The 13,535-nt window shown below is 72.3% G+C and carries 13 protein-coding genes; 8 read left to right on the plus strand and 5 right to left on the minus strand.

All coding sequences use genetic code 11. From position 1 onward, the window contains the following. The first annotated feature begins 59 nt into the window (after window positions 1–59). Genes VSH64_RS18215 through VSH64_RS18230 form a run of 4 tightly spaced genes read left to right on the plus strand, consistent with a single transcriptional unit; the run spans window position 60 to window position 4,182 of the window. A complete protein-coding gene (locus VSH64_RS18215; protein WP_326836808.1) occupies window positions 60–1,586 on the plus strand; it encodes an ArnT family glycosyltransferase in 1,527 nt (508 codons plus the stop codon). Then, complete coding sequence (locus tag VSH64_RS18220) at window positions 1,583–2,962, plus strand: sensor histidine kinase (RefSeq protein ID WP_326836809.1); 1,380 nt, start codon at window positions 1,583–1,585, stop codon at window positions 2,960–2,962. The genes VSH64_RS18215 and VSH64_RS18220 overlap by 4 nt, the downstream gene beginning before the upstream one ends. Continuing rightward, complete coding sequence (locus VSH64_RS18225) at window positions 2,959–3,585, plus strand: response regulator transcription factor (RefSeq protein WP_326836810.1); 627 nt, start codon at window positions 2,959–2,961, stop codon at window positions 3,583–3,585. The genes VSH64_RS18220 and VSH64_RS18225 overlap by 4 nt, the downstream gene beginning before the upstream one ends. A gap of 21 nt (window positions 3,586–3,606) precedes the next feature. Beyond that, window positions 3,607–4,182: an HD domain-containing protein gene (locus VSH64_RS18230; protein ID WP_326836811.1), complete on the plus strand. Its 576-nt coding sequence runs from the start codon at window positions 3,607–3,609 to the stop codon at window positions 4,180–4,182. Here VSH64_RS18230 and thrS read toward each other — a convergent pair whose 3' ends face one another. Both thrS and coaE read right to left on the minus strand, forming a co-directional pair. Then, the gene (gene thrS, locus VSH64_RS18235) at window positions 4,183–5,439 is read right to left on the minus strand and encodes a threonine--tRNA ligase (RefSeq protein WP_326836812.1); all 1,257 of its coding nucleotides are present in this window, start codon (window positions 5,437–5,439) and stop codon (window positions 4,183–4,185) included. 198 nt (window positions 5,440–5,637) lie between these two features. Beyond that, complete coding sequence (gene coaE, locus VSH64_RS18240) at window positions 5,638–6,825, minus strand: dephospho-CoA kinase (protein WP_326836813.1); 1,188 nt, start codon at window positions 6,823–6,825, stop codon at window positions 5,638–5,640. Window positions 6,826–7,040: 215 nt separating this feature from the next. Between coaE and VSH64_RS18245 the strand changes: the two genes are divergently transcribed. Continuing rightward, the gene (locus VSH64_RS18245; RefSeq protein WP_326836814.1) at window positions 7,041–7,256 is read left to right on the plus strand and encodes a hypothetical protein; all 216 of its coding nucleotides are present in this window, start codon (window positions 7,041–7,043) and stop codon (window positions 7,254–7,256) included. Window positions 7,257–7,272: 16 nt separating this feature from the next. On the opposite strand, the gene VSH64_RS18250 is transcribed toward VSH64_RS18245, so the two are convergent. Then, window positions 7,273–8,262 carry a GlxA family transcriptional regulator gene (locus tag VSH64_RS18250; protein ID WP_326836815.1) on the minus strand — a complete coding sequence of 330 codons (990 nt, stop codon included), beginning with the start codon at window positions 8,260–8,262 and terminating at the stop codon, window positions 7,273–7,275. Between the two features lie 18 nt (window positions 8,263–8,280). Next, window positions 8,281–8,721 carry an OsmC family protein gene (locus VSH64_RS18255; RefSeq protein ID WP_326836816.1) on the minus strand — a complete coding sequence of 147 codons (441 nt, stop codon included), beginning with the start codon at window positions 8,719–8,721 and terminating at the stop codon, window positions 8,281–8,283. A gap of 256 nt (window positions 8,722–8,977) precedes the next feature. On the opposite strand from VSH64_RS18255, the gene VSH64_RS18260 reads away from it, so the two are divergent. Next, the gene (locus VSH64_RS18260) at window positions 8,978–9,610 is read left to right on the plus strand and encodes a TetR/AcrR family transcriptional regulator (RefSeq protein WP_326836817.1); all 633 of its coding nucleotides are present in this window, start codon (window positions 8,978–8,980) and stop codon (window positions 9,608–9,610) included. Between the two features lie 142 nt (window positions 9,611–9,752). Here VSH64_RS18260 and rpsA read toward each other — a convergent pair whose 3' ends face one another. After that, complete coding sequence (gene rpsA / locus VSH64_RS18265; RefSeq protein WP_326836818.1) at window positions 9,753–11,261, minus strand: 30S ribosomal protein S1; 1,509 nt, start codon at window positions 11,259–11,261, stop codon at window positions 9,753–9,755. A 301-nt stretch (window positions 11,262–11,562) separates the two neighbouring features. Between rpsA and VSH64_RS18270 the strand changes: the two genes are divergently transcribed. Both VSH64_RS18270 and VSH64_RS18275 read left to right on the plus strand, forming a co-directional pair. Beyond that, window positions 11,563–12,471: a class I SAM-dependent methyltransferase gene (locus tag VSH64_RS18270; protein ID WP_326836819.1), complete on the plus strand. Its 909-nt coding sequence runs from the start codon at window positions 11,563–11,565 to the stop codon at window positions 12,469–12,471. 19 nt (window positions 12,472–12,490) lie between these two features. Next, a complete protein-coding gene (locus VSH64_RS18275; protein ID WP_326836820.1) occupies window positions 12,491–13,408 on the plus strand; it encodes a GNAT family N-acetyltransferase in 918 nt (305 codons plus the stop codon). Window positions 13,409–13,535: the final 127 nt, after the last annotated feature.

Here is a 13,535-nt window from a genome sequence, read left to right on the forward strand (position 1 = left end):
GCCGGGCCCCGGCCCGTAGGGTGCCGCGCGACGGGCCGGAACAGCGGAGGAGGAGCACGATGGAAGCCGTGACCACGGCGGGCACGTCCACCAGACCTGTCACGGCCGTCGCCGGGTTCGCCCGGCGCCCGGTGCTGCTGCTCGCGGCCGGCACCGCGGCGGTCCTGCTGGCCACGGCCGGGCGCTACGGCTACTTCGGCGACGAGCTGTACTTCCTCGCCGCCGGCAAGCACCTGGCCTGGGGTTACGCCGACCAGCCGCCCGTGCTGCCGCTGCTGGCCCGGCTGATGGACACGATCGCGCCCGGCTCCCTCGTCGCGTTCCGGATCCCGGCGATCCTCGCCACGGCGGCCGGAGTCGTGGTCACCGCGCTGATCGCCCGGGAGCTCGGCGGTGACCGCAAGGCGCAGACGCGCGCGGCCGCCGCGTTCGCGATCTGCGGCCAGTTCGTGGGCGGCGGCCACTACCTCGCGACTTCGACCATCGACCCGCTGCTGTGGACCGTGGTGCTGTTCCTGCTCGTGCGCTGGCTGCGCACCCGCGACGACACCCTGCTGCTGTGGCTGGGCCTGGTCACCGCCGTGGCGCTCAACGTCAAGTTCCTCATCGGCGCGTTCTGGGCGATCAGTGCCGTGACGGCGCTCGTGTTCGGTCCGCGCGACCTGCTGGGCCGCCCGAAGCTGTGGGCCGGCGCCGGGATCGCGGCGCTCGCGTGCGTGCCGACGCTGGTGTGGCAGTCGCTCAACGGCTGGCCGCAGCTCGGCATGGGCGACGCCGTGTCCCGCGAGGTGACCGAAGCCGGCGGCCGCGGCGAGTTCCTGCCGGGCCTGCTCGCGGGCGCCGGAATCGCGATCGGGGCGCTCGGCGTCTGTTACGGCCTCGCCGTGCTGCTCGGCTCGCGAAGCCTGCGGCCGTACCGGTTCCTGGGCTGGACGACGCTCGGTGTGGTCGCGCTCTTCCTCGTGGCCAACGGCCGCTTCTACTACGCCGCCGGGATGTTCCCGATCCTGTGGGCCGCCGCGGCCGTGCACCTGGAGAACCGGCGGCCCGCGCTGTGGTGGCGGTGGGTGCCGACCTGGCCGGTGTTCGTGCTGTCCGCGCTCTACAGCCTCCCCTACGCGCTGCCGGTGTGGCCGGTGCAGTGGCTGGTCGAGCACCCCGACGCACCGCACCCCGCGTACGCCGTGGAGGAGTTCGGCTGGCCGGACCTGGCCACGTCCGTCGCGGACGTCTACCGGACGGTGCCGCCCGAGCAGCGCTCGCACACCGCGGTGGTCACGGCCGGTTACTGGGCCGCGGGCGCCGTCGACCGCTACGGCGCCGAGGCCGGGCTGCCGCCGGGGTACAGCGGCAGCCGCGGGTTCTGGTACTTCGGCCGCCCGGCCGACGACGTCGACACCGTGCTGTTCGTGGGCGCCGACCCGGCCAAGCTCGCCCCGCACTTCCGCTCGGCCCGCATCGCGGGCACGGTCGAAAACCACCTCGACGTGGTCAACGCGAGCGCGCGCCTGCCGATCTGGCTGCTGACCGGGCGCACCGAAAGCTGGCCGGAGATCTGGCCCGGGGTGAAGGATCTGAAGGCATGAAGGTCGACGAGGACCACGACGCGAAAATCGACTGGCGGGGCTCGCTGCTGGCGCCGTTGGCGAAGCGGGACGGGGACCCGGCGCCGCTGCGGTGGCACTTCTGGTTCACGCGCGCCGAGGCGACCGCGCCATTCGTGCTGCTGGCGATCCCGACCCTGCTGGCGGCCGCGCGCACCGACCAGACGACCGCCCACCGGCTCACCACGCTCGCGATCGCGGCCGGTGCTGCGGTGTGGCTGGTGCTCACGGTCGTGCTCCCGAGCGGCCGCGTGCGCGAGAACGCGGCGTTCGCCGCGCTGAGCTTCGCCGGCATGGTGGCCTTCGGTTCGGTGCTCGAAGCGCGCGAAACGTACTTCCTGATCTTCATGGTCCACGGGTTCTTCGCGGCCATGCGGATGCGTCCCGTGCCGGTGTCGCTGCTCGGGGTGGCCGTGACGTCGTTGCTCATCAACACCATGGCCAACGGCGGCCCGATCGTGGCGCTGACCACCGCGCCGGCGATCTGGTTGACGCTGGTGATCGTGCAGACCCTCGCGATCGGCGGCGGCGGCGCGGTGTTCGCCGCCGTCGGCCGGCAGAGCGCGGAACGCAAGCGCGCGCTCGACAAACTCGCCGCCGCCGAGGCCGAAAACCGCGGTCTGCAACGGCAATTGCTCACGCAGGCGCGGGAGGCCGGCGTGCTCGACGAGCGGCAGCGGCTGAGCCAGGAGATCCACGACACGCTCGCGCAGGGCTTCACCGGGATCATCACGCAGCTCGAAGCCGCCGCGCAGGCCCGGGAAAACCCGGCCGAGTGGCAGCGGCACCTCGACACGGCGACCGCGCTCGCGCGCGAGAACCTCACCGCCGCGCGGCGGTCCGTGCACGCGCTGCGGCCCGAGCCCCTGGAGTCGGCGACGCTGCCCGACGCGCTGGGCGAGGTGACCCGCCTGTGGAGCGAACGCACCTCCGTGCCGGCCGGATTCTCCGCCACGGGCACGGCCGAGGCGCTGCACCCGGAGATCGAGGCGACGCTGCTGCGGATCACGCAGGAAGCACTGTCCAATGTGGCCAAACACGCGCGGGCCGGCAGGGTGGGGCTCACGCTGTCGTACATGGGCGACGAGGTGACGCTCGACGTGGTCGACGACGGCGTGGGCTTCGACCCCGGAAATCCGCCGCCGAGCGAAGGCGGTTTCGGGCTGCCGGGCATGCTGAGCCGCGTGCAGCGGCTCGCGGGCACGCTGCACGTGGAGTCGGAACCCGGTGGCGGCACGGCGATCTCGGTGAACCTGCCCGCCGTCCCGGCTGCCACACTGGGCGGGCTGACCGGCGGTGCCGCGGGGATCGAGGGCACCGACCGGACCGGCACCGAGAACGAGGGGGCGTCCGCATGACCGTCACGCTGCTCATCACCGACGACCACCCGATCGTCCGCGACGGCCTGCGGGGCATCTTCACCGGCGACCACGGTTTCGAGGTGCTCGGCGAAGCGGCCAACGGCGCCGAAGCCGTGCAGCTCGCCGAGTCGCTGAAGCCCGACGTGATCCTGATGGACCTGCGGATGCCCGGCACCGACGGCGTCGCCGCCATCACCGAGCTCGCCCGCCTCGGCAACCCGGCGCGCGTGCTGGTGCTCACCACGTACGACACCGACTCCGACGTGCTGCCCGCCATCGAGGCCGGCGCCACGGGCTACCTGCTCAAGGACGCGCCGCGCGAGGAGCTGTTCCGCGCGGTGCGCGCCGCCGCGCGCGGCGAGGCCGTGCTCTCCCCCGCCGTCGCCAGCCGGCTGATGGGGCAGATGCGCGCGCCGGCGAAGGAACCGTTGTCGCAGCGAGAGATCGAAGTGCTCACGCTCGTCGCGCGCGGCTCCACGAACAAGGACGCGGCGAAGAAGCTCTTCATCAGCGAAGCGACGGTGAAGACGCACCTCATCCACGCGTACGCGAAGCTCGGGGTGAAAGACCGGGCCGCCGCGGTGGCCGTGGCGTTCGAGCGAGGTCTGCTCGGCTCCTGAAACCTGTGCGAAGCTGAGCGCATGTTCCCCGAGACACCCGCCGCGGCGGCCGCGCTGACCGTGGCCACGCGGTTCTGCTCGCCCGCGCTGCTCAACCACTCCGTGCGCGCCTACCTCTGGGGCGCGCACTACGCGGCGGCCCGCGGGATCGCCTTCGACGACGAGCTGTACTACGTGTCCGCGCTGCTGCACGACCTCGCGCTCACCACCGAGTTCGACAACCACCGGCTGCCGTTCGAGGACGCCGGCGGGCACCTCGCGTGGGTGTTCGCGGCGGCCGCGGGCTGGCCGGCCGAGCGCGCCGCGCACGTGGAGGAGATCATCGTGCTGCACATGCGCGACGACGTGTCCGCGGCCGCCGACCCCGAGTCGCACCTGCTGCAGGTCGCGACCAGCTGGGACGTGTCCGGCCGGCGCCCGGAGGAGTTCTCGCCCGAGGTGCGGGCCGAGGTCCTCGGCGCCTACCCGCGGCTCACCTTCGGCGCGGAGTTCCTGGCCTGCTTCGAAGACCAGGCCACGCGCAAGCCGGACAGCGCCGCCGGCCGGGCGGTGGCCGGCGGGATCGAGGGCCGGATCGCCGCGCACCCGCTCGGCTGATCACGGCCAGAGCACCGCCCCTCGCGCCGCGGCCCGCTCGGCGACCGCGGCCACGAACTCCTTGCCCGGCATCGGATCCAGCCGCCGCGCGTCCCGCAGCCGCGGCGCGACGAGGTCCGCTTCGGCCTCCCGCGCGCCGATCACCGCCTGGTACGGCACCAGCCGGTGGTCGCGGATCCGCGCGCCCAGGCTGCCGCGCTCCGCACCGGCCAGCTCCACGCGCAGCTCGGCGTCCTCGGCCAGCCGGACCAGCGCTTCCGCTTGCGGCAGCTCGGCTTCCGACACCGGCAGCACCACCAGCTGCACCGGCGCGAGCCACGGCGGCAACGCGCCACCGTGTTCTTCGAGCAGCTGCGCCATCGCCCGTTCGACGCTGCCGAGCAGGCTCCGGTGCACCATCGCCGGCCGGTGCACGGCGCCGTCGGGGCCGACGTACCCGAGGTCGAACCGCTCGGGCTGGTGGAAGTCGACCTGCACGGTCGACAGGCTCACCGAGCGCCCGGCGCTGTCGAGGACCTGGACGTCGATCTTCGGCCCGTAGAACGCCGCTTCGCCCGGCGCCACGTCGTAGTCGAACCCGTCGAGCGCCTCCACGAGCAGCGCCTGCGCGCGGGCCCAGTGCTCGGGTGAGCCGGCGTAGTCGCCGTCCCCGGCCAGGGACAACCGGTAGCGGGCGGGCCGCAGGCCGAGGTCGGCGTGCACGCGGCGGATCAGCTCCAGCGCCGCGCGGACCTCGGCCGCGACCTGGTCGAGCCGGCAGAACACGTGGGCGTCGTTGAGCTGGATCGCGCGCACCCGGCCGAGCCCGCCGAGCACCCCCGACAGCTCGGCCCGGTACATCCCGCCCAGCTCGGCGATCCGCAGCGGCAGCTCGCGGTAGCTGTGCCCGCGGGAGCGGTAGATCAGCGCGTGGTGCGGGCAGAGGCTGGGCCGCAGCACGTACTGCTCACCGCCGACGGCCAGGGGCGGGAACATGTCGTCGCGGTAGTGGGCCCAGTGGCCGGAGATCTCGTAGAGCTCCCGTTTGCCGAGCACCGGCGAGTACACGTGCCGGTAGCCCGCGCGCCGCTCGACGGCGCGCACGTACTGCTCCAGCTCGTGGCGCACGACGGCGCCGTCGGGCAGCAGGTACGGCAGACCGGCGCCCATCAGCGGGTCGCTGCCGAACAGGCCGAGCTCGCGGCCGATCCTGCGGTGGTCGGGCATGGGGTGCTCCTCACGGACGGGCCGGGGCGCACCACCGCCGGGACACGACAAAGCCCCGGGGTGGCCACCCCGGGGCTTCGAGTTCGCTCAGGTTTCAGCGCGCCGGGACGGTGTCCGGCGTCGTCGTGCTGAGTGAGCGGTTCATGCCGGCGACGCTAACAGCGCCGCCACCCGGACCGCATCCGGTTTTCCGGCCGCTCCTGCCTTCGGAAGGCCCGGCGGCGGAAGCACTGGTCGCGGAAGGCCCGGTCAGGGCTGCCAGGACGTCTGCGCGGCCCAGACTTCGGCCCGCCCGAACGCGTCGTTGACCCAGCCCTGCTTGGCGTCGGCGTAGTCGGCGACGGTGCCGTCGGCCGCGTGCTCGCGCGCCAGCTCTTCCTTCACGGCCGCGTACGCGTCGCGCTCGGCCGGGTTCGCGCGGAGCCAGTCGCGGAACAGCAGCGCGAGCCGCCACGCCGGCGTCTCGGGCGTGCGGACGTGCAGGTTCACCGGCCGCTTCGGGTCCGCGCCCACGTGCAGCCGCTTGGGCCACGGCGCCGCGGAACCGTCCTGCGGGTCGTCCCACCACTCGCCCTCCAGCGGCGGGAACCCGGCGTCGGCCAGCGGCCCGGCGAGCGCGTCGGCGTCCGCGAGGGTGGGGACGGTGAGCTGCAGGTCGAGCACGTCCTTGGCCGGCAGGCCGGGCACGGCGGTGGAACCGATATGGTCGGCGCGCAGAAGCCGCTCCCCCGCGACCAGCCGCAGCCGCGCGAGTCGGCGTTCGGCCTGCTGCGGCCAGGTTTCGTCGTACGGCGCGATCATCGGCGACATCGGCGGGCGCGGCTTGCGCAGGCGCAGGTTCGCCTCGAACGGCACGAGCCGGTCGGCCCACAGCGCGTCGACCTCGGCGAGCACGGCGTCCTGCGCACCGCCGTTGTCGAGCCACACGTCGGCGGCCGCGCGGCGCTGCTCGTCGGTGGCCTGCGCCCGGATCCGCGCCCGCGCGTCGGCCTCGGCCATGCCCCGCACGTCCACGAGCCGGCGCACCCGGACCTCCACGGGCGCGTCGACGATCACCACGAGGTGGTACGCCGCGGCCAGGTTGCCCTCCACGAGCAAGGGGATGTCGTGCACGATCACCGCGTCGTCGGCCGCCTCGGCCATCAGCTCGGCGGTGCGCTTGCCCACGAGCGGGTGCACGATCCCGTTGAGGCGCTTGCGGGACTCCTCGTCGGCGAACGCCTTCGCGGCCAGCGCCGGCCGGTCGAGCGACCCGTCGGCGGCGAGGATGTCTTCCCCGAACGCCTCGGCCAACGCCGCGAGCCCCGGGGTGCCGGGCTCCACGACCTCGCGCGCGATCCGGTCGGAGTCCACGAGCACGGCGCCGTGCTCCGCGAACCGGTTCGCCACCGTCGATTTCCCCGCGCCGATCCCACCCGTCAGGCCCACTCGCAGCATGGCCTCACCCTAGCCAGCCGCCGACGCCACTCGATCAGGGGACGTCAGAGGCCTGCACGTGCACTCGCACGGGTACACGCACACCCACAGGCGAAAATCAAGCACCTTGTCCGGATCCGATCGACTGATCCGAGTGACACGCCGGGCGGCTACCCGGATTTACCCGCGCGATTGCGTACCGTGCGCGGCGGAAGGGTCGCCCACACGGAGGAACGATGGCGGAAAAGCACGTCGGGAAGCACCGGCTCGGCACGCCGGGGCTGGTGCACTGCGTCGGTTACCGCCCGGTGGCGGACGCCCTCGCCGAATACCGGCGCACATGGCTGAGCGCCCTCCTCGTGCCCGCCCAGCACAGCTTCGCCGGCCTGCGCCGCCGCGCCCGCGCCGCGGCGCTGGAACGCGTGTGGGTGCCGGTGGTCTCGCCGTCCTGAGCGGCTCCCCGAAGTCCTAACCGGGCGCACCGGCCAGCGCCGGCGCGCTCGTGGTGCGGAACCGGGCGCGATAGGCACTCGGTGGCACGCCCAGCTCCCGCGTGAAGACGCGGCGCAGCGTCTCCGCCGAGCCGAACCCCGTGCGGCGCGCGACCACGTCGAGCGGATCGGTGCCGGTCTCCAGCAGCTGCTGCGCCGCCTCCAGGCGCGTGCTTTCCACGAACCGCGCGACCGACGTGCCCATCTGGTCGCGGAACAGCCGCGTGAGGTGCCGGACGCTCACCCCCGCGTCGTCGGCCAGCAGCGACAGGCTGTGGTCCGCCGACGGATCGGCGGTGATGCGGTCCATGATCCGGCGCAGCAGGTCGTTGCGCGCGGGCTGCGCGGCGAGGCGCACGCTGAACTGCGACTGCCCGCCGGGCCGCTGCAGGAACACGACCAGGTGCTTCGCGACCAGCCGCGCCGCCGCCGAGCCGAGGTCCTCCTCCACGAGCGCGAGCGACAGGTCGATGCCGGAGGTGACACCGGCCGAGGAGATCATCGGACCGTCGCGCACGAAGATCGCTTCGCAGTCCACCTCGACGCCCGGGTAGCGGCGCGCGAGCTGGTCGGCCAGCTCCCAGTGCGTGGCCGCGCGGCGGCCTTCCAGCAGACCGGCGGCCGCGAGCGTGAAGGCGCCCGCGCACACCGAAGCCGTGCGCCGCGCCTGCCGGGACAAGCGACGGACCTCGTCGAGCAAGTGCTCGTCGGACACGGTCGTCTGCCAGTTGGGGCTGCCCGGCACCACGAGCGTGCCGCCCGCGACGTTCACCTCCTCCAGCGCGACGTCGGCGCCCAGGCGCGTGCCGGTGGTGGTGCGCACGTCGGTGCCGCCCGGCGACGCCGTGAGCAGCTCGTAGTGCGCGCCGTGCTCGTTGGCCATCCCGAACACCTCGAGCGGCCCGGTCACGTCCAGGAGCCGCACCGAGTCGTACACGACCACGACGACCCGTTCGCTTCGCTCCATGGCCCGCACCCCGCTCCTTCAGACCAGCTTCGTCTGGACGTCGATCTCGTGCTCCAGTGTGCGGTGCACGGGGCACTTGTCCGCGATCTCCAGCAACCGCGCGCGCTGCTCGTCGTCGAGGTCGCCCTCGAGCTCGATCTCACGGCTGATGCGGCTCACCATGCCGACCTCGGTCTCGCAGCGCTCGCAGTCGCGCGCGTGGATGCGGTCGTGGCGCAGCCGGACACTCACGTTGGCGAGCGGGATGTTCTTGCGGTCGGCGTACATCCGCAGCGTGATCGCCGTGCAGGAACCCAGCGCACCGAGCAGCAGGTCGTACGGAGTGGGGCCGGTGCCGTCGCCGCCGACCGACTTCGGCTCGTCCACCACGAACTCGAACCCGCCCGCGGTCACGTGCTGGGTGAAGCGGCCTTCGCCGGCTTCACTGACCACCACGGTGCCCGGTTCCGACTCAGTCATCCGGTTTTCCTCCTGCTCGGGGTTGTCGGGAGTGCCGACGAGCCACTCCGCCGCCTCACCACGTCACTGCTTGAACCGTCACCGGTTCCAACGTCGCTTGTGGACGAAGTGGTGTCCGGCCGTGGCGAGGTCCACAGGACGAAGATCCCACAGATCCGGCCGCATGGCGAAGTTCCCAAGCGCGCTTGAATATCGTATCTTCGGCAGGCGAGACGCGGACCTGTCCTGCGCGGCAAGGGCGAAGGGGGTAACGGTCGTGGCCACCCGCCATCTGTCGACTCAGCCCGCCGACCACCACAACCGGGTCCGGTTCCTCGACGCCGCGCTCACCGTCCTCACCGACCGCGGCGTCGGCGGGCTCACCGTGCGCGGCGTGGCCGAGGCGGCCGGCGCGTCCACCATCACCGTCTACACGCGCTTCGGCGGCCGCACCGGTCTGCTCGACGCGTTGTACGAGCGCGCGTTCGACCTGCTGCGCGAAGACCTGCTGAACCTGCCGCCGGAAACCGATGACGGCGTGGCGGATCTGCTCGAGATCGCACTGGCCTACCGCCGGTTCGCGCTCGAGAGCCCGGCCCGCTACGCGATGATGTTCGAACGCTCGGTGCACGACTACGACCCGGACCCGGAGCTGCGCACGGCCGTGCTGCGCACGACGTTCGCGATGTTCGTGGGCAAGATCCGCCGCATCAGCGACCCCGGCACGGACTCGCGCGATTACGGCTATCTGCTGTGGACGGCGATGCACGGCCTCGTGAGCGTGGAGCTCACCATCCGTTCGCAGACGCCGCTGAGCGACTGGTTCATCGAGCCGACCGATGAGGCCAACGAGATCATGTACCGCACCGGCGTGCTGTCGATGATCACCGGGCTCGGCCTCCACAACTGACTCTCGCCCCCACCACGCCGAGTTTCGGGGTGGTGCCTTCTACTGCGCCCCAACTCCGGAGACACCAACAGCGCGGCCCCGGTCCGAATCGGACCGGGGCCGCGCTGTCAGAACTCAGTGGTGCTTGCCGTCAGGCGTGGGCTCAGCCCTGGCCGCCCGAGAGCTTCTCGCGCAGAGCCGCGAGCTGCTCGTCGCTGGCCAGCGTGCCACCGCTCTTGGCCTCGGCCGGAGCGGAGGTGTAGGTCTGGTCGCCACCGCTGCTGCTGCCACCCTCGATCCCGGTGGCGGCGTCGGCAGCCGCTTCGGCGTCGGCCTCGGCGGCCTTCTTGACCTGGGCCATGTGGGCCTCGTAGCGCGTGTGGGCCTCGGCGTACTGCCGCTCCCACTCTTCGCGCTGCTTGTCGAAGCCTTCCTGCCACTCCTGGGTGTCCGGGTCGAAGCCCTCGGGGTAGATGTAGTTGCCCTCGGGGTCGTACTCGGCGGCCATGCCGTACTGCGTCGGGTCGAACTCGGTGTCGGCCGTGACGCCCTCGTTGGCCTGCTTCAGCGACAGCGAGATGCGACGACGCTCGAGGTCGATGTCGATGACCTTGACCATGACGTCGCCGTTGACCTGCACGACCTGCTCCGGGATCTCCACGTGGCGCTCGGCCAGCTCGGAGATGTGCACCAGGCCCTCGATGCCCTCTTCGACGCGCACGAACGCACCGAACGGGACGAGCTTGGTGACCTTGCCCGGCACGATCTGACCGATCGCGTGGGTGCGGGCGAACTGACGCCACGGGTCTTCCTGGGTCGCCTTCAGCGACAGGGACACGCGCTCGCGGTCCATGTCGACGTCGAGGACCTCGACCGTGACCTCCTGGCCGACCTCGACGACCTCGGACGGGTGGTCGATGTGCTTCCAGGACAGCTCGGAGACGTGCACCAGGCCGTCGACGCCACCCAGGTCCACGAAGGCACCGAAGTTGACGATGGAGGACACGACGCCCTTGCGGACCTGGCCCTTGGCGAGGTTGTTGAGGAACTCGCTGCGGACCTCGGACTGCGTCTGCTCGAGGTAGGCGCGGCGGGACAGGACCACGTTGTTGCGGTTCTTGTCCAGCTCGATGATCTTCGCCTCGAGCTCGCGGCCGACGTACGGCTGCAAGTCGCGCACGCGGCGCATCTCGACCAGCGAGGCGGGAAGGAAGCCGCGGAGGCCGATGTCCAGGATGAGACCACCCTTGACGACCTCGATGACGGTGCCCTTGACGGGCTCGTCCTTCTCCTTGAGCTCCTCGATCGTGCCCCACGCGCGCTCGTACTGCGCACGCTTCTTGGACAGGATCAGGCGGCCTTCCTTGTCCTCCTTCTGGAGAACGAGAGCTTCGACCTCATCGCCGACGGAGACAACCTCAGCCGGGTCGACATCGTGCTTGATGGAAAGCTCGCGCGAGGGGATGACACCCTCGGTCTTGTAGCCGATGTCGAGCAGGACCTCGTCGCGGTCGACCTTGACGATCGTGCCTTCGACGATGTCGCCATCGTTGAAGTACTTGATGGTCTTGTCGATAGCCGCGAGGAAGTCTTCCTCCGACCCGATGTCGTTGATGGCGACCTGCGGGGCCCCGATGGGGGCGGTCGGGGCGGTGGCGGTGTCGGTGGTCATTAGGCGGGTTGCTCCGGTGGATGGAATCGTAGGGTGTCGGTCGGCAGCGCGTCGGGGCGTGGATACGGGACATGCGACGACCCCACGAGCAACGTCCACCAGTGAACGACCGCGGCATGACCCGCAAACGGTGCGCGGCCCCGGCAAGTAAAGACCCAGGCAGCGCGAACCCACTGCGCTGATACTCATCGTACGCGGGCCCCGGTGGGCCACACAATCAGGGTCCCCACAGCTCCCGGTACCCTTCCGGCAACGTTTCGGCCGGCGCCGCCATTCCCCGTTCCCCCTGGAAGGACCCCGCATGTCCGAGCACCCGGCGTCCTCGGCGGCGTCAGCGTCGCCGGCGTCCCCAGAGGCCCCGGTGCCCTGGCCGGCACCCGAGGCCGACCGCCACGCGCAGGCCGAGCAGCAGCTCGGCACGGCCGGCGTCGCCTACCGCACGGTGGGCGGCGACGAGGCGGCCGCCGCGAACCTCGCCTGGTGGGACGCCGACGCCGACGACTACCAGGCCACCCACGGCGAGTTCCTGGGCGACGCCGACTTCGTGTGGTGCCCCGAGGGCGTGCGCGAAGAGGACGTGCGCCTGCTCGGCGACGTGCGCGGCCGGCGCGTGCTCGAGGTCGGCTGCGGCCAGGCGGCGTGCTCGCGCTGGCTCACCGCCGCCGGCGCCCACGCGGTGGCGACCGACCTCTCCGGCGGGATGCTGCGCCACGCGCGCGAGGGCAACGAGCGCACCGGCGTCGCCGTGCCCCTGGTCCAGGCCAACGCCGAGCACCTGCCGTTCGCCCCGGGCAGCTTCGACGCCGCGTGCTCGGCGTTCGGCGCGCTGCCGTTCGTGCCCTCGCTCGCGACGGTGTTCGCGGAGGTGCACCGCGTGCTGCGCCCCGGCTCGCCGTGGGTGTTCTCGGTGACCCACCCGATGCGGTGGATCTTCCCGGACGACCCGGGTCCACTGGGGCTCACCGTCACGCAGCCGTACTTCGACCGCACGCCCTACGTCGAGGTCGACGACGACGGCGAGGCCACCTACGTGGAGTACCACCGCACCCTCGGCGACTACGTGCGCGCGCTCGCCGCCGGCGGGTTCACGCTCGAAGACCTGATCGAACCCGAGTGGCCCGAGGGGCACACGCGCACCTGGGGCCAGTGGAGCCCGTTGCGCGGCAAGCTCTTCCCGGGCACTGCCATCTTCCGCACCCACCGCTCCTGAGCGGCTACGCTGCGCTTTCGTGGCCACCACCGAACCCGCGACGCGGTTCACCGCGCTCGATCCGCTGCTGCCCGCACCGGCCGGAGCCGACGCCGCGGGCGAGCGCGTCGGCGCGGTCACGGCGGCGGGCCGGCGGGTGTCCGGGATCGTGCAGCGCCACCACCACGGCCCGGGCGACACTCCCCTGCTGTGGTCGGCCGCGCAGGTGTGGCAGCTCTTCCCCGACGCGGACACCGCGGGCACGGCCGGCTTCGACGCGCTGCTCGGCGAGCTGCGGTCGCTGGTGGACACCGAGTCCGCCGACGCCGATTCGGCGTGCGTGGTGAACTGGCCCAGCCGCGACGCCGAGGCGATCCGCGCGTTCCTCGACCACGGGCTGGCCCCGATGTCCGCGCTCGCCGTGCGCACGGACCCGCCGCCGGCCGTCCCGGAGCCGGCCGGCTCCGGGGGTGTCACCGTGCGCCTGGCCGAGCCGGCGGACTTCGACACCGTGCTCGCGCTGTGCGCGGCGACCTTCGACTACACCGGCCTGGTGGCCCACCGCCGGCGTGACCAGACCGCCGAGCTGCTCGCGCCCGCGCTGCGTCGCGCGCTCGACGAACCGGCCACCTGGCTCGCGGAGGCCGGCGGCGAGCCGCTGGCGCTCGCTCAGTGCGCCTGGGTGGATTCGACGCCCGGCTCCGAGGCGGCCGAGCTGCTGCCGACCGGGCTGTGGGCGTACGTGAACAACGTGGTGACCGCGCCCGGCCACCGCGGCGGCGGGATCGGGCGCGTGCTGATGGACCACGTGCACTGCGAGCTGCTGCGCCCGGGCACGGTGGGCGCGTACCTCTACTACAACCCGATGAACCCCCTCTCGTCCGTGTTCTGGCACCGGCAGGGCTATCGTCCACTGTGGACGTCCTGGGAAGCCCACCCGGCGAGCGCGCTGCGCTGACCTCGGGCTTCGAGCACCCCGGTGAGCGGGACACCGCCCACTCGGTCGTGTGACGTGCGACCACCCGCCTTGTCGTCCGTTGATCATGTGCGCTAGTTTTTGCACTGACCGGTCAGTTCAAAAAGTT

It is taken from the genome of Amycolatopsis rhabdoformis (genome assembly GCF_035918295.1).
GTDB classification, from domain to species: domain Bacteria; phylum Actinomycetota; class Actinomycetes; order Mycobacteriales; family Pseudonocardiaceae; genus Amycolatopsis; species Amycolatopsis rhabdoformis.